The sequence below is a fragment of the Nitrospirillum amazonense genome (assembly GCF_007828045.1).
Taxonomy (GTDB): domain Bacteria; phylum Pseudomonadota; class Alphaproteobacteria; order Azospirillales; family Azospirillaceae; genus Nitrospirillum; species Nitrospirillum amazonense_C.
Map to the genome: position 1 here is coordinate 200,232 of NZ_VITN01000001.1, position 22,167 is coordinate 222,398.

19 protein-coding genes are annotated in these 22,167 nt (G+C 66.8%); 9 read left to right on the forward strand and 10 right to left on the reverse strand.

Annotated elements, in window-relative coordinates; all coding sequences use genetic code 11:
• The first annotated feature begins 259 nt into the window (after positions 1 to 259).
• Positions 260 to 1,771, forward strand: a complete 1,512-nt coding sequence (locus tag FBZ89_RS00785; protein WP_145748133.1) for a sensor histidine kinase — start codon at positions 260 to 262, stop codon at positions 1,769 to 1,771.
• Positions 1,772 to 1,853: 82 nt separating this feature from the next.
• Here FBZ89_RS00785 and FBZ89_RS00790 read toward each other — a convergent pair whose 3' ends face one another.
• Positions 1,854 to 2,492 carry a 3'-5' exonuclease gene (locus FBZ89_RS00790; RefSeq protein ID WP_145748134.1) on the reverse strand — a complete coding sequence of 213 codons (639 nt, stop codon included), beginning with the start codon at positions 2,490 to 2,492 and terminating at the stop codon, positions 1,854 to 1,856.
• A 78-nt stretch (positions 2,493 to 2,570) separates the two neighbouring features.
• On the reverse strand, positions 2,571 to 3,482 hold the full coding sequence (locus FBZ89_RS00795; protein WP_211115058.1) for a LysR family transcriptional regulator: 912 nt from the start codon (positions 3,480 to 3,482) through the stop codon (positions 2,571 to 2,573).
• A 105-nt stretch (positions 3,483 to 3,587) separates the two neighbouring features.
• Between FBZ89_RS00795 and FBZ89_RS00800 the strand changes: the two genes are divergently transcribed.
• Positions 3,588 to 4,442 carry an SDR family oxidoreductase gene (locus FBZ89_RS00800; protein ID WP_145748135.1) on the forward strand — a complete coding sequence of 285 codons (855 nt, stop codon included), beginning with the start codon at positions 3,588 to 3,590 and terminating at the stop codon, positions 4,440 to 4,442.
• A gap of 46 nt (positions 4,443 to 4,488) precedes the next feature.
• Here FBZ89_RS00800 and FBZ89_RS00805 read toward each other — a convergent pair whose 3' ends face one another.
• A complete protein-coding gene (locus FBZ89_RS00805) occupies positions 4,489 to 5,133 on the reverse strand; it encodes a TetR/AcrR family transcriptional regulator (RefSeq protein WP_145748136.1) in 645 nt (214 codons plus the stop codon).
• A 216-nt stretch (positions 5,134 to 5,349) separates the two neighbouring features.
• Here FBZ89_RS00805 and FBZ89_RS00810 point away from each other — a divergent pair, with 216 nt between their 5' ends.
• Positions 5,350 to 5,628 (forward strand): hypothetical protein, encoded by a 279-nt coding sequence (locus FBZ89_RS00810; protein ID WP_145748137.1) that lies wholly within the window; start codon positions 5,350 to 5,352, stop codon positions 5,626 to 5,628.
• A 53-nt stretch (positions 5,629 to 5,681) separates the two neighbouring features.
• On the opposite strand, the gene FBZ89_RS00815 is transcribed toward FBZ89_RS00810, so the two are convergent.
• From FBZ89_RS00815 to FBZ89_RS00830, 4 genes are all read right to left on the reverse strand, one after another.
• The gene (locus FBZ89_RS00815) at positions 5,682 to 6,089 is read right to left on the reverse strand and encodes a CopD family protein (RefSeq protein WP_145748138.1); all 408 of its coding nucleotides are present in this window, start codon (positions 6,087 to 6,089) and stop codon (positions 5,682 to 5,684) included.
• The gene (locus tag FBZ89_RS00820; RefSeq protein ID WP_145748139.1) at positions 6,089 to 6,436 is read right to left on the reverse strand and encodes a DUF3817 domain-containing protein; all 348 of its coding nucleotides are present in this window, start codon (positions 6,434 to 6,436) and stop codon (positions 6,089 to 6,091) included. The genes FBZ89_RS00815 and FBZ89_RS00820 overlap by 1 nt, the downstream gene beginning before the upstream one ends.
• Positions 6,437 to 6,545: 109 nt before the next feature.
• Entirely contained in the window at positions 6,546 to 7,115 is a 570-nt protein-coding gene (locus FBZ89_RS00825) for a TetR/AcrR family transcriptional regulator (protein ID WP_211115059.1), read from the reverse strand.
• A gap of 264 nt (positions 7,116 to 7,379) precedes the next feature.
• A complete protein-coding gene (locus tag FBZ89_RS00830; RefSeq protein ID WP_145748141.1) occupies positions 7,380 to 8,102 on the reverse strand; it encodes a TetR/AcrR family transcriptional regulator in 723 nt (240 codons plus the stop codon).
• Positions 8,103 to 8,334: 232 nt separating this feature from the next.
• Here FBZ89_RS00830 and FBZ89_RS00835 point away from each other — a divergent pair, with 232 nt between their 5' ends.
• From FBZ89_RS00835 to FBZ89_RS00850, 4 genes are all read left to right on the forward strand, one after another.
• Positions 8,335 to 9,516 carry an efflux RND transporter periplasmic adaptor subunit gene (locus tag FBZ89_RS00835; RefSeq protein WP_145748142.1) on the forward strand — a complete coding sequence of 394 codons (1,182 nt, stop codon included), beginning with the start codon at positions 8,335 to 8,337 and terminating at the stop codon, positions 9,514 to 9,516.
• Positions 9,517 to 9,531: 15 nt separating this feature from the next.
• A complete protein-coding gene (locus FBZ89_RS00840; protein ID WP_145748143.1) occupies positions 9,532 to 12,693 on the forward strand; it encodes an efflux RND transporter permease subunit in 3,162 nt (1,053 codons plus the stop codon).
• Positions 12,693 to 14,192 (forward strand): efflux transporter outer membrane subunit, encoded by a 1,500-nt coding sequence (locus FBZ89_RS00845; RefSeq protein WP_246171966.1) that lies wholly within the window; start codon positions 12,693 to 12,695, stop codon positions 14,190 to 14,192. Before FBZ89_RS00840 ends, FBZ89_RS00845 begins: the two co-directional genes overlap by 1 nt.
• 217 nt (positions 14,193 to 14,409) lie before the next feature.
• Positions 14,410 to 14,850 (forward strand): TM2 domain-containing protein, encoded by a 441-nt coding sequence (locus FBZ89_RS00850; protein ID WP_145748145.1) that lies wholly within the window; start codon positions 14,410 to 14,412, stop codon positions 14,848 to 14,850.
• A gap of 42 nt (positions 14,851 to 14,892) precedes the next feature.
• Here the strand turns inward: FBZ89_RS00850 and FBZ89_RS00855 are convergent, their stop codons facing one another.
• Positions 14,893 to 16,746, reverse strand: a complete 1,854-nt coding sequence (locus FBZ89_RS00855) for a DUF885 domain-containing protein (RefSeq protein WP_145748146.1) — start codon at positions 16,744 to 16,746, stop codon at positions 14,893 to 14,895.
• 305 nt (positions 16,747 to 17,051) lie between these two features.
• On the opposite strand from FBZ89_RS00855, the gene FBZ89_RS00860 reads away from it, so the two are divergent.
• Together FBZ89_RS00860 and FBZ89_RS00865 are read left to right on the forward strand one after the other, a co-directional pair.
• Entirely contained in the window at positions 17,052 to 18,167 is a 1,116-nt protein-coding gene (locus FBZ89_RS00860) for a phosphatidylinositol-specific phospholipase C1-like protein (RefSeq protein WP_145748147.1), read from the forward strand.
• Positions 18,168 to 18,244: 77 nt separating this feature from the next.
• Complete coding sequence (locus FBZ89_RS00865; RefSeq protein WP_145748148.1) at positions 18,245 to 19,696, forward strand: M20/M25/M40 family metallo-hydrolase; 1,452 nt, start codon at positions 18,245 to 18,247, stop codon at positions 19,694 to 19,696.
• 52 nt (positions 19,697 to 19,748) lie between these two features.
• Here FBZ89_RS00865 and FBZ89_RS00870 read toward each other — a convergent pair whose 3' ends face one another.
• The gene (locus tag FBZ89_RS00870) at positions 19,749 to 21,191 is read right to left on the reverse strand and encodes a mannose-1-phosphate guanylyltransferase/mannose-6-phosphate isomerase (RefSeq protein WP_145748457.1); all 1,443 of its coding nucleotides are present in this window, start codon (positions 21,189 to 21,191) and stop codon (positions 19,749 to 19,751) included.
• A gap of 164 nt (positions 21,192 to 21,355) precedes the next feature.
• Entirely contained in the window at positions 21,356 to 21,913 is a 558-nt protein-coding gene (locus FBZ89_RS00875) for a hypothetical protein (RefSeq protein WP_145748149.1), read from the reverse strand.
• Positions 21,914 to 22,167 lie beyond the last annotated feature (254 nt).

The window sequence follows — 22,167 nt, forward strand, 5'->3', positions numbered from 1 at the left end:
GCGCCTATGTACTGGCTGCCGATCTCATGTGAGAGCATTTACGGGGCTGGATCCCGTCTGTAGAACAAACGCGCCACGCCGGCTGTCGCATACCCCAATATGGCAGTGTCCTTATGCAGCCCACGCCCACCACAGCCCTGGCACCATCTTGCGTGGCCGTCGCGATCGTCGAGGGCGACGCGGGCTTCCTGGACGCGCCGCGCCGGGCAGGCCAGACCGCCATCGACCTGCGATTGACGGGCGCCGCGTGATCGCCCGCATGAAATACCGCTCCACCTCCCTTCTCTCCGCCGCGATGATCCTATTGTCAGTGATGCCGCTGGCCGTCGTCAGCCTGATCGGCGCCATGGGCGGCTGGGACGGACGGGGACAGATGGCGCCGCCCGGCCGTCTTCCTTTGAGCGAATTTCTTCAGCGTGATCTGCCCGCGGCCTTGGATGTCGTTTTCCTGGGATCAGGGTTCTATGCCCTGCGCGTATGGTTCCAACGGCGGCGATCATTCGGCTACATGCTGTTTTTCAGCTTGGCGGTCATCTCCTTCACCGCGCACCTCCACTTTTACTTGAGCCCCAGCCCCGTCACCGACTGGTTCACCTGGCTGACGATTTGCACCTTGTTCTGGCTCATCGGGATCATTCATTTTTTTCTGCTGCGTCCAGCGTTGCGTCCCCCGTTCACGATCCTGACCGGGGCCGCAACCCTGGTGGCGGGCGCCGTCACCCTGCTGACAGTGCCGGCAGCGGGGCCGATACCGGTGCTATCCTGCGCGCCCTTCCTCATTCCCGCACTCTACGGCATGGCGCTGGCGATGGCGGCCAGTGTCAGCATCGTGGACATGACGCAGGCCGGGCCCGGGTTCAGCGCGACACGCATGGTGGTCAGCTGTGTCGGCGTCTGTGTCATGCTGGGCGTAGCCGACCAATGGATGCATTCCAGCGGCCTGGGCCTCGATGGCTGGTTCCTGGGGGCTTACATCAACGTCGTCGCCCTGGTGCTTGTCGGCATCCTCCTGTACCGGCGCTATAGCGCCGCCATAGCCAGGATGCAACGGGCCAACGCCGACCTGGCCGAACGGCTGCGGGTCCGCGAAGCCGAGTTGGAGGTCAGCCACCGGCGCCTGCGCGAGGTGGAACGGCGCCAGACCATCAGTGAGGAGCGCCAGCGCCTGATGCAGGATATGCACGACGGCGTGGGTGCCTCGCTGATCAGCGCCATCCGCTCCGTCGAGCGGGGCGCCGTGAACGACGCCGAGGTCTCGCAAATCCTGAAGGGCTGCCTGGACGATTTGAAGCTGGCCATCGATTCCATGGAGCCGGTGGATGCCGACCTGCTGCTGCTGCTGGCCTCGCTGCGCTATCGGCTGGAACCGCGCCTGGAAGGATCGGGCATCGCTCTGGTGTGGGATGTGCAGAACCTGCCGACCCTTGTCTGGCTGGATCCCGGCAGCGCGTTGCATATCCTGCGCATCCTGCAGGAGGGCATCGCGAACGCCCTGCACCATGCCGCCGCCCGACGCATCCGGCTGGGCACCGCGCCCGATGCCCAAGGAAATGTGGCCGGCGTGTGCGTTACGATCGAGGACGATGGGCGGGGCTTCGATACGGAAAAGGCTCTGGAGACATCCACCGGCCGGGGCCTACGGAACCAGCAGCGCCGGGCCCAGGCCGTGGGCGGCACCATCACCTGGCATTCCGGTCCCACGGGCACGCGCCTTACCCTGTGGCTGCCGCTGCACCGCGCGCCAGGCGCCGCCGCAGCTCAAGGTCGCTGATCAGATACACTCCGGCTGACATCGGGGAAGCGCAGCGCGATACCGCACCGCTCGGCGTCCCAGCTGCATACCGATTAACCCGTCAGACCGGCGCCCCGCTGGCGCCGCCGAGCGCCAGCCAGATGTCCGCCGTCATCTCGGCATCGGCCCGCGACTTGTGTTGGTAATCGCCGGTGACGCCGACGCTACCGTCCTGCCGCCGCCGCCTTTTGTGACGCGTCCGGACGGTGCCGCCCACACGCTCCGCCACCAGGGACAGGCGGGAGCGCTCGCCCGGCCAGCGGCTGCGGGCCAATTTTTCGGTGCACACCACAGGATTGGCCAGGGGCGGAAGACCGGCCACCGCCAGTTCCTGGTTCAACAGGGCGACATCACCGGCGGCCCCGTGGAACACCAGCGGGTCGGAACCGATGAAGGTCAGGATATCGCCCGCCACGTCCGCGAAGTCGGGACAGTCGGCGAGTTCCTCCGCCCGAACGCCGTGCACACCGATGGCGATGGGGTTGAGCGGGCAGCGCGGATTGATGCGCCAGCTGCACGCCTCCCGCACATACCCGCCAGCGCCCGACGGTGAAACCGCGACGGCCGACACCTCGATGATGCTGCGCCCCTCCACCGGTCGGAAACCGGTCATCTCGATGTCCATGGCCACCCAGCGCCCGGCTGCCGGGCCAACTGACCCGGCTGGCAAGCCAACTGAGATGTTCCGCGCCTTACCCATGACCTGTTCCACATCCTCGGGCGCCTCCGGGATAGGCGCCGACCCCGGCTATATAGGCCGGTAACCGTTTAAAAAGAATCACGCATACCCCCGGCCCGCCGCCCGCCAGGCTTTGGCATGGTCGATGAAGGCCTTGAGCCCGGCCGACGGCAGGCGCTGGCGGGGATAGTACAGCGCCAGGCCCGGCGAGGGCGGCGTCCAGTCGGCCAGCGCGCGCGCCAGCCGGCCGGCGGCCAGGTCGGCCGCCACGTCGCGCAAGCTGACATAGGCGATGCCGGCGCCGACGCGGGCGGCGTTCAGGCACAGGGCATGGCTGCCCAGGGTCAGGCGGCCGGGCACGTCGATGCGGATCTCCTCACCACCGCGCGGGGCGAATTCCCAGCGGTAGATGGTGCCGCTGGGCAGGCGGGCGCGGATGCAGTCGTGGCGCAGCAGGTCGGCCGGCACGCGGGGGAGTCCGTGCGTCTGGAAATAGGTGGGCGTGGCCACGACGGCCCAGCCCTCCTCCTCCCCCAGCGGGATGGCCACCATGTCCTCCGGCACCATGTCGGCGGCGCGGAAGCCGGCATCGAAGCCGGAGGCGACGATGTCGATCATGCGCCCCTCGGCCACCAGATCGACCCGCATATCCGGAAAGCGGGCCATGAAATCCAGGATCAGCGGCAGCATGCGCGCGGCAGCCTCCTCCGAGGTATTGAGGCGCAGCAGGCCAGCGGGGGTGTCGCGGAAACGGTTCACCGTTTCCACCGCGTCGGCGATCTCGCGCGTGGCCGGCATCACCCGCGCCAGGAAATGCTCCCCCGCCTCGGTCAGGGCCACGCTGCGGGTGGTACGATTGAACAGGCGCACGCCCAGCTGCCGTTCCATGGCAGCGACCCGATGGCTCAACGACGACGGGGAGGCGCCGATGGCGGCCGCCGCCGCGCGGAAGCTGCGGTGCTCCGCCACCGCCGCCAGGGCCGCCAACTCACGCAGCGTCAAATCCGTCACTGTACGGCATTCCTCATCAGCGCATGCAAGATTGCGCCGATTATCGCATTAATGGCGGCGCATTACATCAGCGGTCTCGACCCTGTTCCACGGAGAAAAGAGACCATGAGCACCTTCAACCCCAGCACCCCGGTCAAGACCGTCCTGATCACCGGCTGTTCCTCCGGCTTTGGGGAAACCGCCGCCCGTCTGTTCGCCGCGCGCGGCTGGAACGTCATCGCCACCATGCGCGATCCGGCGCGCGATCCCGGCCTGGCCGCCCTGGACAACGTGCTGGTCACCCGCCTGGACGTGCAGGACCGCGACAGCATCGCCGCCGCCGTCGCGGCCGGCCTGCGCCGCTTCGGCCGCATCGACACGCTGGTGAACAATGCCGGCTTCGGCCTGTTCGGCGTATTCGAGGCTACGCCCGTGGCCAAGATAACCGAACAGTTCGAGGTCAACGTCTTCGGCGTGATGGACGTGACCCGGGCCGTCCTGCCCCATTTCCGCGCGAACGGCGCCGGCACCATCATCAACATCAGTTCCGGCGCGGGCGCCTTCGGCCTGCCCCTGATGTCGCTGTACTGCGCCAGCAAGTTCGCCCTGGAGGGCTATTCCGAGGCGCTGTCCTTCGAGCTGGCCAGCGTGGGCGTGACGGTGAAGCTGGTAGAGCCGGGCGGCGTCACCAGCACCAACTTCGGCCCGCGCAGCGGCACGGAGGCGGGGGCCCAGGCCGATCTCGCCGACTACCGCCCCTTCGTCGCCAAGCTGGACGCCTTCTTCGAGGGCTGGCGCAATTCGCTGGTCGGCACCACACCGGATGGCGTGGCGGAGGTGATCTATACCGCCGCCACCGACGGCACCAAGCAGCTGCGCTACGTGGCGACGGACGACATCAAGCCGTTGATCGCCGCCCGCCGCGAGACGTCGGAGGAGACCTACATGGCCATGATGCGCGAGCGCTTCATGCCAGGATAATGGGCCGGAATAATGGATTAAGTGCCGGGCGGCCTCACACGCGGCCTCACACCCCGTGGCGCAGGCCGCCCAGCCACATCTGGGTCAGGGCGCGGCAGACGCTTTCGGGCGACATGCTGGGGTCATCCAGCGCCATTTCCACGGCGGCGTAGCCCGCATCCACGGCGATGCGGGTGCGCAGGCGCAACTCGGCCGGGTCCATGTCGGGCAACAGCGGGCCCATGGCGCGGCAGATGCGGTCGGTGACCATCTCGTGCGAGGCCAGGCGGACAGCGGTCAGCGAGGGCACGGCGCGCAGCGCCCGCATGATCCACACCGCCCCCGGCATCTCGGCCGTGGCCTGTATGGTGGACAGCAGGAATTGGTAATGGGCCCCCATCAGCTCTTCAAAACCGGCGGGCGCGCTACGCTCCAGCCACTCATAGAGGATGTCGTTCTGGGCCTCCATCAGGGTACTGCCCAGGGCCGCCAGCAGGTCATACTTGTCCTTGAAATGGCGGTAGAAGACAGGGGGTGTCACGCCGGCGCGGCTGGCGACCTGGTTGGTGGAGATGCGCTCGATCCCCACCTCGCCCAACAGTTCAGCCCCCGCCTGCATCAACCGCATGCGCATGGCCGCCGCCCGGCCGGTCAGGGCGGGACCCGAGGTCGGACCGGAGGCGAGAGTGGCGTCGGAAGCTGTGTCAGACACGGGTCACGAGGAATCCGGCAAGGGGGTTGAAGAATGGCGCGGAGCCTACTGCGCCCCATGACTACCGCGTCCGGTACCGGAACGCCAAGGCCGATCGCGCGCCACCCTTCCCCGGAATATACCTACACCCATACGCAGGGATAGCCGGCAGCCCCTGGATTCCGCGCGGCGGAGTGATAAACTTCATAGACGGGAGACAAAACGACTGGAGGCGACATGAGCAGCGCCAGTGACAGTCCGACCGACGACGGGGAAACCGTCAGCGTCGATACCAGCGACCCCACGGTGGCCTGCCTTTCCATCGTCAGCTGGTCCATGGCCATTGCCGCCCTGGGCGCCATCGTCCTGTTGGCCGTCATCCTGCTGATGCTGGGCGTGTCGCAGTACACCTTCCTGATGGTGTGGTTCATCGGCGCGCCCTTCGCCGCCGCCGTCGCCGCCCTGGGCGCCCTGTTCATCCAACTGGGCCAAGCGGCGCAGCGCCGCCGGCACTGAAGCCTCCGTCCAAGCTGGACCTGACCGGCCCCCCTTCGACGGTGGAGACTGCTCTAGAAAGGCTTCGTCACCGCCAGGATCGCGATCACAGTCACAGAGCCGGCGATGGCGATCCAGACGAGGAACGAATTGGCGCCCGGCCTGAGGCGCTCGCCCTTCCTCAGACGCCGCAGACGGCCCGACTGGACGCCGTGAAGACCGCTGAGCGCAACGACAAGGACAAGCTTCGCCCAGAGCCAGTGGTTCGAAAACCAAGCGCCGCTGGCGGCAACCAGCGCGCCCGTGAGCCAGACCACGAGCATCGCCGGAAGGGTGACCCGCTGATCCCAGCGGGAGACCAAGCCGACCGTCTCCGTTGCGCCGCGGGCGCCGGTGGCGACTCCTGTCGCCTGGACAAAAATACCGCCGATGAAGATCAGGACGGCCGCGACATGCAAGGCCTTCAGCCAAAGATAGTCCATCAGCGCCGCCCCACCTGGGCAGCCGCGGCCGCTTCCTTACGGCGCAGCAGACCGGCATTGGCGAAGCCGCCGAATGGGATGAACGCGGCGAGGATCAACCGCGCCAGTTCCCGCCGTGTCCAGTCGCCGCCGCCGCTGACCGTGACGGTCACGCACCATGCATAGGCGACGAACGCCGCCCCATGCACCGGCCCCATGACCCGGGTGGCGATCGCATAGCCTAAGGCGTGCTTCAGGGGCACTGCGACCAGCAGCAGGGTCAGAAGCGTGCTTGCCTCGACGACGGAAGCAAGGCGGAGCCTGCGGATCAGCGTAAGGTCTTCATTGACCGCGACAGATGTCGCCATGGGGTTGTTCCGCTCGTTGGAGGTTCGCAATGTCGGCGCGGCTGGCGCGGCGCACGGGAAGAATGAGTTGCCGGACCGTCGCGCCCGCGAAAAAGGCCGAGGGCATGGTTCAGGCCCCCATGGTTTGGATCGCTGGGACGGCCGGCGGACGGTGCCGTTCAACAAGGGCGTTGACCGCCGTTTTGGCGCGGGCGTCCGCGTCATCCATTCGCAGGAATCGGCTTGAGACATGATGGCTGAGATAGATGCCGCAAAGTTCCCAAACGAACTGGTCGACGTCCGTCTCCCCGGAAAGATGCGACAGCCGCTTCGCCTCGAAGACGAGTTGGCGGAGCTGCCCTCGCCATTCCTCCTCAAGCTTGGCGGCATGGGCGCGGACCTCGCCCTCGACATCGTCCAACTCGAACAGCGCGGCGGCGACCGGACAGCCTCCGGCCAAGCCAGCTCGCCGCGACCAACCGAGCCAATGGTCCATGACGGCAACGAGGCGAGGCAGCCCTTCGGCCGCAAGCATGGCCGGACCGACGACGACGCGCGAGGCGGCCTGCGTCACCTCATTGAGCAGATCGATCTGGAGTTGCTCCTTTGATCGGAAATGCGCAAACAGTCCACTTTTCGAGAGGCCGGAAGCAGTGGCGAGCTGGCCCAGCGTCAGGCCGCCAAGACCACGAACGCTCATTTGGTCCAACCCGATTTGGAGCAGCCGCTCCCTGGTTTCGCTTCCCTTCATAGTCCGCGATAATACGACCGGTCGTGCTAATTTCAAGCGATATGTGTGTCACTCACGGTTAAGCGCGCTGGTTAGAGTGGCATTTGATTGTGACCGCCCCAAATGCCCCTCACGCGGGCGCCAGGATCCGCTGGCCTGGCCTTTCCAGTTTCCGGCGGACGCAGCCGCGTCCTACAGCGGCACGAGTCAAAATCTCGTGCCGCTGGCATGACCTCACCGGGGCGGCCGCAGGCCGTTCAGGAACAGGTGTACTACCTGTTCGACATAACTGCGGCGATACGCGGCATCTCCCAGGCGGGCCGGGTTGATCTGGCCCTCGAACGAATACCCGGCCGTGACCATGCCGAAGAAGATGTGGGCGGCAGTGACGGAGTCCTCCACCACGATCAGCCCCTGGTCGGCCGCGCGGCGCAGATAGTTCGCCACCTTGTCGCGCGACTGATCGGGGCCGGTGCGGAAGAAGCCTTCCAACTGGTCCGGAAACAGCCGCCCCTCGGCCACCAGGATACGCATCATGGCCATGACGTCGGGCTGGACCAGCGCCTCCAGCAGGGAGGTGCCGAACTGAAGCAGCACCTCTTGCGGCGGTCCGCAGCTTTCGGCGATGTCGTTCATCAGTTGGCTGATGTGGCCGGTCACCACCTCCAGCACCGCCAGGAACAGCCCCTCCTTGCCGCCGAACAGCTCATAAAGGGTGGCGCGGGATCCACCGGACAGGGCCACGATGTCACCCAGGGTCGTGCGCTCGAACCCCTTTTCCATGAAGACCTTCAGCGCGGCGTCCATCATGGCGATGCGCCGCGCCTCCGCCCGGCGGCCCAGCTTGGGGGCGGCCAACTTGGGGGCGGGCGTCGCATCGGCGGCCGGGGACGCCTGGGTCGGCGCATCGGATATATCGGTCAAGGTGGGTAAGGGGGCGCTGGCGGGCATGGTCATCGTTATTTCATAGCTTAATCAAAGGCCCCGGTGACGCCCGTCACAGGACTGTACTGTATGATACAGTACGTAATCACCCTCAGGCAAGGGCGGGGCTTCCGTTCCTTGCACTCTTGCCTATCTTTTTCCCCGTTCCCTTACCACCCCCAGGTTGTCCCGGCTGAAACGCGTTTCGGCCGCCACCTGGACGGGGCGGGAGGGCGGGGCTGGCTTTCGGTGGAAGAGGCATTTGATGACGCTCACTATTCCTAGGGTGGCCTTGGTGGCGACGCTGTCGGTGGCGGCGGTGGCGCTGGCCGGTTGCGGTGAGAAAAAGCAGGCGCCGCCCCCGCAGGGGCCCATTTCGGTGGGCGTCGTCACCGTGACGCCGCAGCCCGTGACCCTGTCGACCGAGCTGACCGGCCGCACCTCGGCCTTCCGCGTGGCGGAGGTGCGGCCGCAGGTCAGCGGCGTGATCCTGAAGCGGCTGTTCACCGAGGGCGGCGAGGTCAAGGCCGGCCAGCAGCTGTACCAGATCGACCCCGCCCCCTATGAGGCGGCGCTGGCCAGCGCCAAGGCCAGCCTGGCCCAGGCGGAGGCCACCGTGAAGTCGGTCAAGGCCAAGGCGGAGCGCTACAGCGACCTGGTGACGGTCAACGCCGTGTCCAAGCAGGATTACGACGACATCACGGCCAGCCTGGCCACCGACCAGGCGGCGGTGGACGCCGCCCGGGCCCAGGTCAAGACGGCCCAGATCAACCTGGACTACACCCGCGTCTACTCCCCCATCAGCGGCCGCGTCGGCCGCTCCACCGTGACGGAGGGCGCCCTGGTCACGGCCGACCAGACCACCGCGCTGGCCACCGTGCAGCAGCTGGACCCGATGTATGTCGACGTCACCCAGTCCAGCATCGACCTGATGCGCTTGCGGCAGGAGATCGCCGCCGGCCATGTGAAGGGCGCCACGGCGGGCGACGCGCCCATCAGCCTGCTGATCGACGGCTTGGGCGACAAGCCCTATGGCGAGCCTGGCCGCCTGCAGTTCGCCGACGTGACCGTGGACCAGACCACCGGCATGGTCACCCTGCGCGCCACCGTGCCCAACCCCAAGGCCGAGCTGCTGCCGGGCCTGTTCGTGCGGGCGCGGGTGGAGGAGGGCGTGCGCGACCAGGCCATGCTGGTGCCGCAGCAGGCCGTGGTGCGCGGCGGCGACGACAGCACCACCGTCTGGGTGGTGGGCCAGGACAACAAGGCTGCCATCCGCCCCATCACCACCACCCAGGCCCAGGGCGACAAGTGGGTGGTGACCGGCGGGCTGAACGCCGGTGATCGCGTGGTGGTGGAAGGCCTGCAGCGCCTGCGACCCGGCGCGGACGTCAAGGCGGACGAGGCGAAGCCCCAGGCGGCCGCCCCCGCCACCCCGCAGCCGCTGTAAGGCAGGGCCATCCCCATGTCCAAGTTCTTCATCGACAGGCCCGTGTTCGCCTGGGTCATCGCCATCGTCATCATGATGGCGGGCGCGCTGGCCATCTACACCCTGCCCATCGAGCAGTTCCCCCGCATCGCCCCGCCGTCGGTGGCCATCAGCACGACATATCCGGGCGCCTCGGCCAAGACGCTGGAAGACACGGTCACCCAGGTGATCGAGCAGAAGATGAACGGCATCGATCATCTGCGCTACATGTCCTCCACCAGCGACAGCTCGGGCAACGTCACCATCACCCTGACCTTCAACCCTGAGGCCGATCCCGACATCGCCCAGGTGCAGGTGCAGAACAAGCTGCAGCTGGCCACGCCGCTGCTGCCCACCGAGGTGCAGCAGCAGGGCGTGCAGGTCAGCAAGGCCGCCAAGAACTTCCTGATGGTGCTGGCCTTCTATTCCCCCAGCGGCCAGCTGGGTGAGACGGAAATCGGCGACTTCGTCGCGTCCAACCTGCAGGACCCCATCAGTCGCGTGGACGGCGTGGGCGACATCACCCTGTTCGGGCCGCAGCACGCCATGCGCATCTGGCTGGACCCGAACAAGCTGGCGGCCGTGCAGATGACGGCGGCGGACGTGACCGGCGCCATCGGCGTGCAGAACAAGGCCATCTCCGCCGGCCAGGTGGGCGGCCTGCCCGCCGTAAAGGGCCAGCAGCTGAACGCCACCATCATCGCCCAGACCCGCCTGGAGACGCCGGAGGAGTTTTCCAACATCATCCTGCGCGTGAACCAGGACGGATCGCAGGTGCGCCTGCGCGACGTGGCGCGGGTGGAGCTGGGCAGCAACAACTATGAGGTCGCGGCCCGCTTCAACGGCCATCCGGCCGCCGGCTTGGCCATCAAGCTGACCACGGGGGCCAACGCCCTGCAGGTGGAAAAGGCCATCATCGCCAAGCTGGACGAGATGAAGCCCTTCTTCCCCGAGGGCCTGGAGGTCTCCTACCCCTACGACACGACGCCCTTCGTGCGCCTGTCCATCCATGACGTGGTCGAGACGCTGGCCGAGGCCGTCGTCCTGGTCTTCATCGTCATGTTCGTCTTCCTGCAGAGCTGGCGCGCCACGCTGATCCCCACCATCGCCGTCCCGGTGGTGCTGCTGGGCACCTTCGGCGTGCTGTCGGCCTGCGGCTTCAGCATCAACACCCTGACCATGTTCGCCATGGTGCTGGCCATCGGCCTGCTGGTCGACGACGCCATCGTGGTGGTGGAGAACGTGGAGCGCGTGATGGCGGAAGAGGGGCTGTCCCCCCGCGAGGCCACGCGCAAATCCATGGGCCAGATCACCGGCGCCCTGGTGGGCATCGCCATGGTGCTGTCGGCCGTGTTCGTGCCCATGGCCTTCTTCTCCGGCTCCACCGGTGCCATCTACCGCCAGTTCTCGCTGACCATCGTATCGGCCATGGGCCTGTCGGTGCTGGTGGCCCTGATCCTGACCCCGGCCCTGTGCGCCACCCTGCTGAAGCCCACCGCCCATCACGGCGGCGGCGCCAAGGAAAGCGGCCCCTTCGGCTGGTTCAACCGCGGCTTCAACCGCACCAGCGAGGCCTACGGCCGCGCCGTGGGTCATGTCAGCCGGCGCACGCTGCGCTATCTGCTGGTCTATGGCGTCATCGTCGTCGGCCTGGTCCTGCTGTTCGTGCGCCTGCCCACCGCCTTCCTGCCGGACGAGGACCAGGGCTTCCTGTTCGTCCAGGCCTCCACCCCGCCCGGCGCCACCGCCGAGCGCACGCTGGCCGCCGCGAAGGCCATGGAGAAGCACTTCCTGGAGGACGAAAAGGATAACGTGAAGGGCCTGTTCACGGTGGTGGGCTTCAGCTTCGCCGGCCGCGGCCAGAACTCCGCCTTCGCCTTCGTGAACCTGCGCGACTGGTCGGAGCGGTCCAGGCCGGAGCAGCGGGCCGGCGCCATCGCCCAACGCGCCATGATGAAGCTGGCGGCCTACCGCGACGCCTCGATCTACACCCTGACGCCGCCCGCCGTGCTGGAACTGGGCAACGCCACCGGCTTCGATTTCGAACTGGTGGACCGGGCCAGCCTGGGCCATGAGAAGCTGATGGCCGCGCGCAACCAGCTGCTGGGCATGGCGGCGCAGAGCCCCATCCTGGCGCAGGTCCGCCCCAACGGGCTGGAGGATGTGCCGCAGCTGCGCGTCAAGGTCGACCAGACCAAGGCGGAAGCGCTGGGCCTGTCCATCAGCGACATCAACACCACGCTCAGCACCGCCTGGGGCTCGTCCTACGTCAACGATTTCATCGACAAGGGCCGCGTCAAGAAGGTCTACGCCCAGGCGGACGCGCCCTTCCGCATGCTGCCCGGCGACATTAACCGCTGGTACGTGCGCGGGTCGACCAACCAGATGGTGCCCTTCTCCACCTTCACCACCGCCTATTGGGAATACGGCTCGCCCCAGTTGGAGCGCTACAACGGCGTGTCGTCGCGCGACATCCAGGGCGTGCCCGCCCCCGGTCACACCACTGGCCAGGCCATGGCGGAGATGGAAAAGCTGGCAGCCAAGCTGCCGACGGGCTTCGGCTTCGAATGGACGGGCCTGTCATACGAAGAACGGCTGGCCGGCTCTCAGGCCCCCGCCCTCTACGGCATCTCCCTGGCCATCGTCTTCCTCTGCCTGGCGGCCCTGTATGAAAGCTGGTCCATCCCCTTCGCCGTCATGCTGGTGGTGCCCCTGGGCGTCATCGGCGCGGTGTTGGCGGCCACGCTGCGGGGCCTCAGCAACGACGTCTACTTCCAGGTCGGTCTGCTGACGACCATCGGGCTGGCCGCCAAGAACGCCATCCTGATCGTAGAGTTCGCCAAGGAACAGTATGAGGCCGGGCATGAGCTGATCGACGCGGTGACCATCGCCGCCAAGCAGCGTCTGCGCCCGATCCTGATGACGTCCTTCGCCTTCATCCTGGGCGTGCTGCCGCTGGCCGTGGCCAACGGCGCCGGCTCGGGCGGGCAGAACGCCATCGGCGTGGGCGTGATGGGCGGCATGCTGTCGGCCACCTTCCTCGCCATCTTCTTCGTCCCCGTCTTCTTCGTCTCGGTCCTCCGGCGCTTCGGCAAGCGACCCTCCCCGGGTACGCCCACCCCTGCCGCCCAGGGTCACGACACCGCAGGACATCCGTGATGACCGTGTATTCGATCCCCAAGCGCATCGCGGCCTTCACCGCCCTGCTGCTGACCACCGCCTCACTGGGGGCCTGTTCCCTGGCACCGGACTACACCCGGCCGCAAAGCCCCGTCCCCAACGCCTGGCCCACCGGCCAGGCGTATGAACCGGCGGGGGCAGCCGGCGCGCCGTCGCCCCTGCAGGGTCCCGACAGTTGGAAGGCCGTGTTCCGCGGCCCCCGGCTGCAAGCCCTGATCGCCAAGTCGCTGGAGAACAACCGCGACCTGCGCGTGGCCTTGCTGAACATCGAGGTGGCGCGGGCGACATACCGCGTCCAGGATGCGGCCACCCTGCCGCAGCTGAACCTGAGCGGCAGCACCACCCGCGCCCGCACGCCCATCTCGGCCCTGGGGGCGCAAGGGGCGTCCGCAGGCGCATCCGGATCCAGCACCAAGGGCGTCACCTACAATTCCAGCCAGGCCCAGGTGGGCGTCACCTCGTACGAGCTGGACCTGTTCGGCCGGGTGCACAGCCTGTCGCAGCAGGCGCTGGAACAGTACCTGGCGACGACCGAGGCCACGGCGGGCACCCGCCTGTCCCTGATCGCGGAAGTGGCCAACGCCTACCTGACCCTGGTGTCGGACCGCCAGTTGCTGGCCCTGACGCAAGACACGCTGCGCACCGAGGAGGCGACGTACGACCGCAACAAGCGCATGTTCGACCGGGGCAGCAGCTCGGCCCTGGACCTGGCGCAGTCGCAGACCTCCGTCGATACCGCCCGCGCCAACCTGGAGCAGTACACCCGCCTGGTGGCCCAGGACCGCAACGCCCTGGAACTGCTGGTCGGGGCGCCCCTGACCGACGCGGAGATCGAGGGCGCCAGCCTTGACGACCAGGACGTCCTGGGCGACCTGCCCGCAGGCCTGCCGGCGGACCTGATGCTGCGTCGCCCGGACATCCGCCAGGCGGAATACACGCTGAAGGCGGCCAACGCCAACATCGGCGCCGCCCGCACCGCCTTCTTCCCCCAGATCACGCTGACCGGCAGCTACGGCACCGCCAGCGCCGGCCTGACCGACCTGTTCGCGCCGGGCAGCAGCGCCTGGAGCTTCGGCCCCAGCATCAGCCTGCCCCTCTTCGACAATGGGAAGAACCAGGCCAACCTGGACATCGCCAAGGCCAATCGCGACATCGACGTGGCCAACTATGAGAAGGCGGTGCAGACCGCCTTCCGCGAGGTGTCGGACGCGCTGGCCGCCCGGGGCACCCTGGACCGCCAGCTGGCGGCCCAGACCTCGCTGGTGAAATCCACCCAGCTAACCTACGACCTGTCGAACAAGCGCTATGACCGGGGCATCGACAGCTTCCTGACCCTGCTGGACGCCCAGCGCAGCCTGTACAGCGCCCAGCAGAACCGCATTTCCGTGCAGCTATCGCTGCTGGAAAACCGGGTCACCCTGTTCAAGGTGCTGGGCGGGTCGGAAACGGTACCGACGGTGGAAACCGCCGCGAACTGAGCCTTGATGGTGTCATCCTTCTGCGGACAGCGCCAATCCCGCAGGAGGAGGCGCCGCGCGTATCCCCCCTGCCGTTTCGTCAGCCACCGTCACGTCCGCACGCCTCGCAGCCAAATCTGTGCATCAGGCGCCTTTCCCTTTGGCATCGCATCCCGTTATTCTACCTAGGGATGCCAGCCATGGGTCGCTGGCCAAACAGGCATGGGGTTGGGGAATAATGCTGGGGACCATTCTGTCTTATTCCGCGCAGACCGGCGACGGCATCATCAGCGGCGCCGACGGACAACGCTATACCTTCAGCCGCTCTGACTGGCGGTCGGAGACGGAGCCGGCGAACGGCCGCAAGGTAGACTTCATGGGCATCGACGGTGTCGCCCAGCAGATCTACGCCGTGGCGTCCGCGCCGGCTGAAAAGAACAAGCTGGTGGCCTCCCTGCTGGCCTTCTTCCTTGGCACCTTCGGTATCCATAAATTCTATCTGGGCTACAACACTGCTGGCATCATCATGCTGCTGGTGTTCCTGTTCGGCTTCATCCTGCTGGGCATCCCGTCGGTCATCATCGGCCTGCTCGCCCTGATCGAGGCCATTCTCTACATCGTGAAGTCGGATGAGGAATTCGAGGCGGTGTACGTGCGCGGCAAACGCGCCTGGTTCTGACAGGAAGGGGCGCCCGGCCGACCCGGGGCCCCTTTTCCGGACTCAAGCCGCCCGGCGCGCCGTGATGTAATCACGGATGACCAGGGACAGCACGTCCAGCGGCATGCTGCCGGATGACAGGCCGGCATGGTGGAATTCGCGGATGTCGAACTTCGGCCCCAATTCCTTTTTCGCCTGGTCGCGCAGGCGCACCCACATGGTATGGCCGATCTTGTAGCTGCAGGCCTGGCCCGGCCAGGCGCAATAACGGTCGGTCTCCCGCGTCATGGCGCTTTCGGTGTCGCCCGTCAGGTCCACCATGTATTTGACCGCCTGCTCCCGCGTCCACCGCTTGTGGTGCATCCCGGTGTCGATGACGCAGCGGCCGGCGCGGAACAGCAGGAACTTCAGGTAGCCGATGCGGCCCATGGGTTCCTTCTCATACATGCCCATCTCATCGGCCAGCTGCTCGGCATACAGGGCCCAGCCCTCGCCATAGCCGGAGAAGAACATGTTGGAGCGGTAGCGGGGGATGCCCGCCGTCTCCTGCGCCAGGGCGACCTGCAGATGATGGCCGGGGATGCCCTCGTGGTAAAGGGTGGAGGGCAGCGCCCATTTGGGCCATTCGCCGGTGTCGTGCAGGTTGAAGTAGATGGTGGCCGGCCGCTTGCCGTCCAGCGAGGGCGACTGGTAGTAGGCCAGCGGCGCGCCCGCGTCGATCTGCGCCGGTACCGGCTTCACCTCCGCCTTGGCCTTGGGCAGGGTGGAGAAATATTTGGGCAGGTGGCCGACCACATCAGCCAGGCGCACGCCCAGGTCGGCGATCAGCTGGGCCTTGCCCTCCTCGGTCTTCGGATAGAAGGAAGCGGGGTCCTGGTACAAGGCCTTGATGCGCTGGCCCACCGTGCCTTGGCTCAGCCCTTGCGCCTTCAGCACGGCATCCAGGCGGGCGGTGATCTCCCGGCCCTGGTCCAGGCCAATCTTGTGCACCTCGTCCGGCGACAGGGTGGTGGTAGTGTTGGCGCGCAGGCCGTCGACATACCAGGCGTCGCCGTCCTTGACGTGCCAGACACCGGCGTCGTGCGTCGCCTGCCTGCGCGCGTCCTCCACCGCCGCGATCTGACGGTCCAGGGCCGGCAGCACCTTGGATGTGTAAATGCCGGCGGCCCGGCCGGCCCAGTCACCCTCGATGCCCTTGGCCTTGGCCCGCCTGGCGACGGAGGACACCAGGTCCGACTTGTCGGCGTCGACCCGCAGGGCGCGCATCTGGGTCAGGGTCGTGTCCAGCAGGAAGTCCGGCGCCACCACGCCCGCGCCCCGGTCATGGTCGAGGCGCTCGGTATCCTGATCCAGCGCGGCGGCGAAGGCCTCCAGCCGCGAAAGGTAGGCCTCGGCGTCGTCGTGGGTGGCGATGGGGTGCTTGGTGTCCAGGAAGGTGGGGGTGGACTGGTAGCAGCCGGTCAGCTGGCTGATGGCATAGGGGGAGCGTTCGCCCGGCCGGCCGAAATCGAAACGCTTGTAGGTTTCCAGCCGGTTGGACAGGACGTAGGCGACACAATCGTAATTCACGGCGTCGATACCGCTCAGGCTGCGGCGGTCGATGCCCGCCAGGCGGCGCATCTGGCTGGCGGCGGCCTCACGTTCCGCCGCCTGGCCGGCGGCCGAGCGGTCGCCCAGACGGCTGCGCAATCCCGCCAGCTCTCCGGTGTCCAGGCCCAGGTTGGTCGCGGCCTCGGGCCGGCGCCGCAAATCCTCCTGGAAGAAGGTTTCCAGCAAGGCGGTCAGGGAGGCGCCCGCGCCGGACGGGATGCCGGAGGGGATGCCACTGGGGGTGGACGTTTGCGCCCACGCGGGCAGGGCTGAGGACAAGGCGACGGCAGCGGAACTGCCGGCCAGGAACTGGCGACGATTGACCATGTAACTCTCCCAACTTGTATGCCCCTGTTTTGGGGAGAGTATGCGCAAATTTTTGATGGATGAAAGCCGGGCCCCGCCATCAAACAGGTCGCCCTTCTGTTCCGCGGCCGTCCGGCCGGCTGCATCTATTGTAAATTGTTTTCCCACCAATCCACCACCACCGCTGGCGTCAGGCCACCGCCCGGCATGGTGTCGAATCGGCCACGGCGGCCGCCCCTCCAAAGCCCGCGCCGCGCATCAGCCGTCATAGCCTTGAAACCATTCGCGGTTAAGCCTTGGCCCGAACTTTCGAGGATCCCATTCCCATGCCTTTCCCCCGTCTGCTGCCGCTGACCATCGCCGTCCTAGGCCTCACCGCCTGCGCCACCAAGGCGCCGGAGAACGCCATCGCCATGAACCGGATCCAGGTCATTGGCACCCACAACAGCTATCACGCCGGGATCGCCCCCAGCGAGGCGGTGTTGTGGAAGAAAAGCCATCCTGAACAGTACGCCGCCCTGGATTACCGCCACCAGCCCCTGGCGGCGCAGCTGTCGGCCGGGGTGCGTCAGGTGGAACTGGACATCTTCGCCGACAGCAAGGGCGGGCTGTACGCCCACCCCGCCGGGCCCGGCCTGGTGATGAAGGCCGGCCTGCCGGCCGACCCGCCGTTCGACCCCGACCACGTCATGGACAAGCCGGGCTTCAAGGTCATGCACATGGAGGATGTGGACTACCGCAGCACCTGCCAACCCTTCACCGCGTGCCTGGCCGACATCCGCGCCTGGTCGCAGGCCCATCCCGGCCATGTTCCCCTCTTCATCCTGATCGAGACCAAGGAGGAAGCGCAGACCCTGCCCTTCCCCACCGTAACGCCGGAGGCGCTGACACCGGCCAGCCTGGACGCCCTCGACCGGGAGATCCTATCGGTGTTCAAGGCGGCGGAGATCATCACCCCCGACGTGGTGCGGGGCGATGCCGCGACCCTGAACGCCGCCATCCGGACACGCGGTTGGCCCAGCCTGGAGGCGGCGCGGGGCAAGGTCGTCTTTCTGCTGGACCAGAAGAAGGTCACCGCCCGCTACCTGGAGGGACATCCCGGCCTGAAGGGCCGCGTCGCCTTCACCAACGCCCAGCCCGGTGACGCCGACGCCGCCTTCATCGAGATGAACGATGGCCCGGGCGACGCCATCACCGCCCTGGTGCGCCAGGGCTACCTGGTCCGCACCCGGTCCGATGCCGACACCAAGGAGGCGCGGGCCATCGACACCCGCCGCCGCGACATGGCGCTGGGCAGCGGGGCGCAGATCATCAGCACGGACTATCCCGCCTCGGAACCAGCCGGCACCGGTTTCGTCGTCAGCCTGCCAGGTGGGGTTGCCGCGCGCTGCAACCCGGTGACCGGGGGTGATGGCTGCGGGACGGGGCCGCTGGACCGGTAGGGACGGGAGGCCGCTTGCCAGGGGCTGAAGCCCTTCTCTATTCTTCCACGCACAATAAACGTTGGAAGCGGCAGGCGATGAAGAAGACGAGCAGATGGGCGGCGCTGGCATTGGGCGCGGCGCTGAGCCTTCCCCTGGGCGGTGCGGCCGGCGCGGCGGAGGCCGCGAAGTCGGAAGGTATTCAGGTTGACCTGACCCGGCCCGACTGGGTGGCCTTCCGCAACCTGTACCAGCAGCTGGTGCAGACCAACACCACGCTGTCGGCCGGCAGCTGCACGGCGGCGGCGCAGAACATCGCGAACCGCCTGGTCGCCATCGGCTTGAAGAAAAGTGATGTGCGCGTGCTGGTGCCGGATGGCCGGCCCAAGGACGGCGCGCTGGCGGCGGTGCTTCCCGGCACGGACAAGACGGCCAAGCCGCTTTTGCTGCTGGCCCACATCGACGTGGTGGAGGCCAAGCGCGAGGATTGGCAGCGCGATCCCTTCACCCTGGTGGAGGAGAACGGCTATTTCTACGGGCGCGGCAGCAGCGACGACAAGGCCATGGCCGCCGTCTTCGCCGACCTCTTGATCCGCCTGCGCCAGGAAGGTTTCCGGCCCAAGCGCGATATCAAGCTGGCGCTGACCTGCGGCGAGGAGACCAGCGACACCTTCGACGGCGTGGCCTACCTGCTGGCCCACAACCGCGACGCCGTGGACGCCGAGTTCGCCCTGAACGAGGGGGCCGGCGGCAGGCTGGACAAGGACGGCAAGTACCTGGCCCTGGAAATCCAGGCGGGGGAGAAGGTCTACCAGGACTTCACGCTGGAGACGACCAACCCCGGCGGCCACAGCTCCCGGCCCAGCAAGGACAACGCCATCTATCACCTGGCGGCGGGCCTGAACCGGCTGGCGGCCTTTGATTTCCCGGTGGCGCTGAACCCGGTGACCAAGGCCTATTTCACCGCCATGGCCCCGGTCATCGGCGGTCCGGTGGGGGTCGACCTGCTGGCCGTCACCAAGGACAATCCCGACCCGGCCGCCATCGCGCGCGTCAGCCAGGACCCCGGCTGGAACAGCACACTGCGCACCACCTGCGTCGCCACCATGGTGAACGCCGGCCACGCGCCCAACGCCCTGCCCCAGCATGCCCAGGCCAACGTCAACTGCCGCATCCTGCCGGGCCAGCCGCTGGAAGAGGTGCGCCAGACCCTGGTCAAGGTGCTGGATGATCCCGCCATCAAAGTGACGGCGGTGGGCGAGCCCAGCCCCGTCTCCCCCCCGCCGGCCCTGACGCCCATGGTGCTGGACCCGGTGAAGGAGGTCGCGGCCAAGATGTGGCCCGGCGTGCCGGTGGTGCCCACCCAGTCCACCGGCGCCACCGACGGCCGCTTCCTGAACGCCGCCGGCATCGCCACCTACGGCCTCAGCGGCATGTTCCGCGACCCGGACGGCAGCGGCGTCCATGGCCTGAACGAGCGCATCCGCGTGCGATCGCTCTATGAAGGACGGGAGTTTCTGTACGCGGTGGTGAAGAAGTACGCTGGATGAGAGAGGCGGCCGGCCTTCCACCGCTTCAGTGGAAAGCCAGCCGCTCCGGCCCTTACAGCCGGCCGTAGGAATCTTCCAGGCGGACGATGTCGTCCTCACCCAGGTACGCACCGGACTGCACTTCGATCAGTTCCAGCGGCACGCGGCCGGGATTTTCCAAACGATGGACGCAGCCCAGCGGCAGGTGGATGGATTCATTCTCGCGTACCAGGATCTGTTCCCCATCGCGGGTCACCAGGGCCGTGCCGCTGACCACCACCCAATGTTCCGCCCGGTGATAGTGCTTTTGCAGTGACAGCTTGCCACCAGGCTTTACCGACAGACGCTTCACGGCATAGCGGTGGCCATGCAGCAAGCCCTGGGTACTGCCCCAAGGCCGGTGCACCTTGCGGTGTTCCAGGTATTCGGTGCGCTTTTCCCGCTTCAACCCGTCGACCACATGCTTGACGTCCTGGGCCCGATCGCGGTGCACCAGCAGAACGGCGTCGTCGGTGGTCACGAGGATGACGTTGTCCACGCCGACCACGGCGGCGATGCGGCCGTCCTCGCACCGGACATAGGTGCCGCGGCTATCGACATGCATGACCGTACCAACGGCAGCGTTGCCGTTGGCGTCCTTGTCACTGATGTCCCATAGGGCCGACCAGCTGCCGATATCGGTCCAGCCGATATCGGCGACGACCATGGCCGCCTTGTCGGTCTTTTCCATTACGCCATAGTCGATCGATATATTGGGAGCCTGGCCGAACGCTTCGGCGCTGAGGCGCAGGAAATCGTCGTCGCGCTTGGCCTGGTCCAGGGCCGCGCGCACCGCCGCCAGCGTTTCCGGGGTGTGGCGCTCGAGTTCAGCGATCAGCAGGCCGGCCGGCATCATGAACATGCCGCTATTCCAATAATGATCCCCATCGGCCAGGAACTGCTCGGCCAGCGCCTGGTCCGGCTTCTCGGTGAAGGCGGCGACGGCGTAAGCGCCCGCCACGCCGGCCAGGTGCTGGCCGCGGCGGATATAGCCATATCCAGTTTCAGGATGCTGCGGTTTGATGCCGAAGGTCACCAAATAACCCTGGCGGGCCAGGGCGTGGGCGGCATCGATAGCCTCCCTGAAGGCGTCCCGGTCCAGGATGGCGTGATCCGCCGGCAGCAGCAGCAGGACGGCATCCGGGTCCTGGGCAACAGCGACCAAGGCAGCAACAGCCGCCGCCGGCGTCGTGTTGCGGCCCATTGGTTCCAGGATGATGGCCGACGGGGGAATCCCAACCTCCCGAAACTGCTCGGCAATAATGAAGCGATGATCCTCGTTGCAGATGATGAGGGGGCCGTGGAAGACCTCAGGATCTGATACCCGCACGGCGGTGTCCTGGATCAGGCTACGATCACCATGGATGGGCTGCAATTGCTTGGGATAACGCTCTCGCGACATGGGCCAGAGGCGCGATCCGACGCCACCGGACAAAAGAACAGGTTGAATCTTTAACGACGACGCGTATCCGCCCATCGAAAGCAGAGGCTCATCAGTATTGGTCATTCTTGTGCTTTCCAATATCAAGCAATTAATAAATCTGACGTGAATGCCAGTTGTCTACGCGAAACAGACCGCCTTTTGACCGGAGCAGCGCGCGCCTCAGTAGCATACCGGCCCGTTCCATTTAAAGACGATCATTATGGCGCCGACGCCGGCGGGCGGGCCTTGCCGAGCATGCGACGCCAACTGCGCGACAGGTTACCAATTCGGCGAATTCCGGGGAACCGTATGGCAAGGGCGCGAATCCGGCTCGCCACGCGCCAGGTCAGCGACAACTCCAGGGCGCGCTTTTCCGCCATGACGATATGCAGCTTGTCGGTCAGGTACTGGCATTCCTGGGACAGGCGTTCGCACTCTAGACTGACCCGGGCCATATCGCTGGCATGGGCGGCCCGCTCGCGCTCCCTGTCCTGCTGAAGGTGGGCAATCCGTTCCTGTACCCGGGCAAAGGCCGCCGCCTGGCTTTTGAGCGTGGCCTGGGCAATGGCCGTTTCCCTGTCCGGGGGAGCCAAGGCGGCAACCAATAGCTTCAGGCCTTCAAGCCTTACGCTTCCATCCGCCAGCCATGCTTGCCAATCGGCAATCAGCGCATCGAAAGGTTCGGCCTGCGCGCTTCTCGTTTCCGGCGCCATCGCCGACTGGGGCTGTGCATGCGCGTCAGCGCCTTGGGCAGAAATGACATGCGTCTTATTCACCTCGTCCCCTCCGCCATAATTCCGCTTGCCGAACCGTGCCAAGCCCAAGACCTCGCCCGATATTGACCGAGCGCCCCCGCGTCCCTCAAGGATCAATTCTCGGGTTAACGATACCGCCCGCGACATCGCGGACCTGTGTTTTGGATGGGCCCACGATTCGGACTGAAGGACCGATTGACAGACTCCGCCCATCGAGGCGATTGAATAGACTGGATCGGAAAAATTTAATCAGCTCAACTCATTGCTTCATCGAA

Excerpts from the sequence above, each read along its gene's own strand:
- FBZ89_RS00845 (WP_246171966.1), top strand. The coding sequence starts at position 12,693 with ATGACCGTGTATTCGATCCCCAAGCGCATCGCGGCCTTCACCGCCCTG.
- FBZ89_RS00840 (WP_145748143.1), top strand. The coding sequence starts at position 9,532 with ATGTCCAAGTTCTTCATCGACAGGCCCGTGTTCGCCTGGGTCATCGCC.
- FBZ89_RS00855 (WP_145748146.1), bottom strand. The coding sequence starts at position 16,746 with ATGGTCAATCGTCGCCAGTTCCTGGCCGGCAGTTCCGCTGCCGTCGCC.
- FBZ89_RS00815 (WP_145748138.1), bottom strand. The coding sequence starts at position 6,089 with ATGGACTATCTTTGGCTGAAGGCCTTGCATGTCGCGGCCGTCCTGATC.
- FBZ89_RS00860 (WP_145748147.1), top strand. The coding sequence starts at position 17,052 with ATGCCTTTCCCCCGTCTGCTGCCGCTGACCATCGCCGTCCTAGGCCTC.
- FBZ89_RS00870 (WP_145748457.1), bottom strand. The coding sequence starts at position 21,191 with ATGGGCGGATACGCGTCGTCGTTAAAGATTCAACCTGTTCTTTTGTCC.
- FBZ89_RS00800 (WP_145748135.1), top strand. The coding sequence starts at position 3,588 with ATGAGCACCTTCAACCCCAGCACCCCGGTCAAGACCGTCCTGATCACC.
- FBZ89_RS00865 (WP_145748148.1), top strand. The coding sequence starts at position 18,245 with ATGAAGAAGACGAGCAGATGGGCGGCGCTGGCATTGGGCGCGGCGCTG.
- FBZ89_RS00825 (WP_211115059.1), bottom strand. The coding sequence starts at position 7,115 with ATGAGCGTTCGTGGTCTTGGCGGCCTGACGCTGGGCCAGCTCGCCACT.
- FBZ89_RS00785 (WP_145748133.1), top strand. The coding sequence starts at position 260 with ATGAAATACCGCTCCACCTCCCTTCTCTCCGCCGCGATGATCCTATTG.
- FBZ89_RS00830 (WP_145748141.1), bottom strand. The coding sequence starts at position 8,102 with ATGACCATGCCCGCCAGCGCCCCCTTACCCACCTTGACCGATATATCC.
- FBZ89_RS00810 (WP_145748137.1), top strand. The coding sequence starts at position 5,350 with ATGAGCAGCGCCAGTGACAGTCCGACCGACGACGGGGAAACCGTCAGC.
- FBZ89_RS00850 (WP_145748145.1), top strand. The coding sequence starts at position 14,410 with ATGCTGGGGACCATTCTGTCTTATTCCGCGCAGACCGGCGACGGCATC.
- FBZ89_RS00820 (WP_145748139.1), bottom strand. The coding sequence starts at position 6,436 with ATGGCGACATCTGTCGCGGTCAATGAAGACCTTACGCTGATCCGCAGG.
- FBZ89_RS00790 (WP_145748134.1), bottom strand. The coding sequence starts at position 2,492 with ATGGGTAAGGCGCGGAACATCTCAGTTGGCTTGCCAGCCGGGTCAGTT.
- FBZ89_RS00835 (WP_145748142.1), top strand. The coding sequence starts at position 8,335 with ATGACGCTCACTATTCCTAGGGTGGCCTTGGTGGCGACGCTGTCGGTG.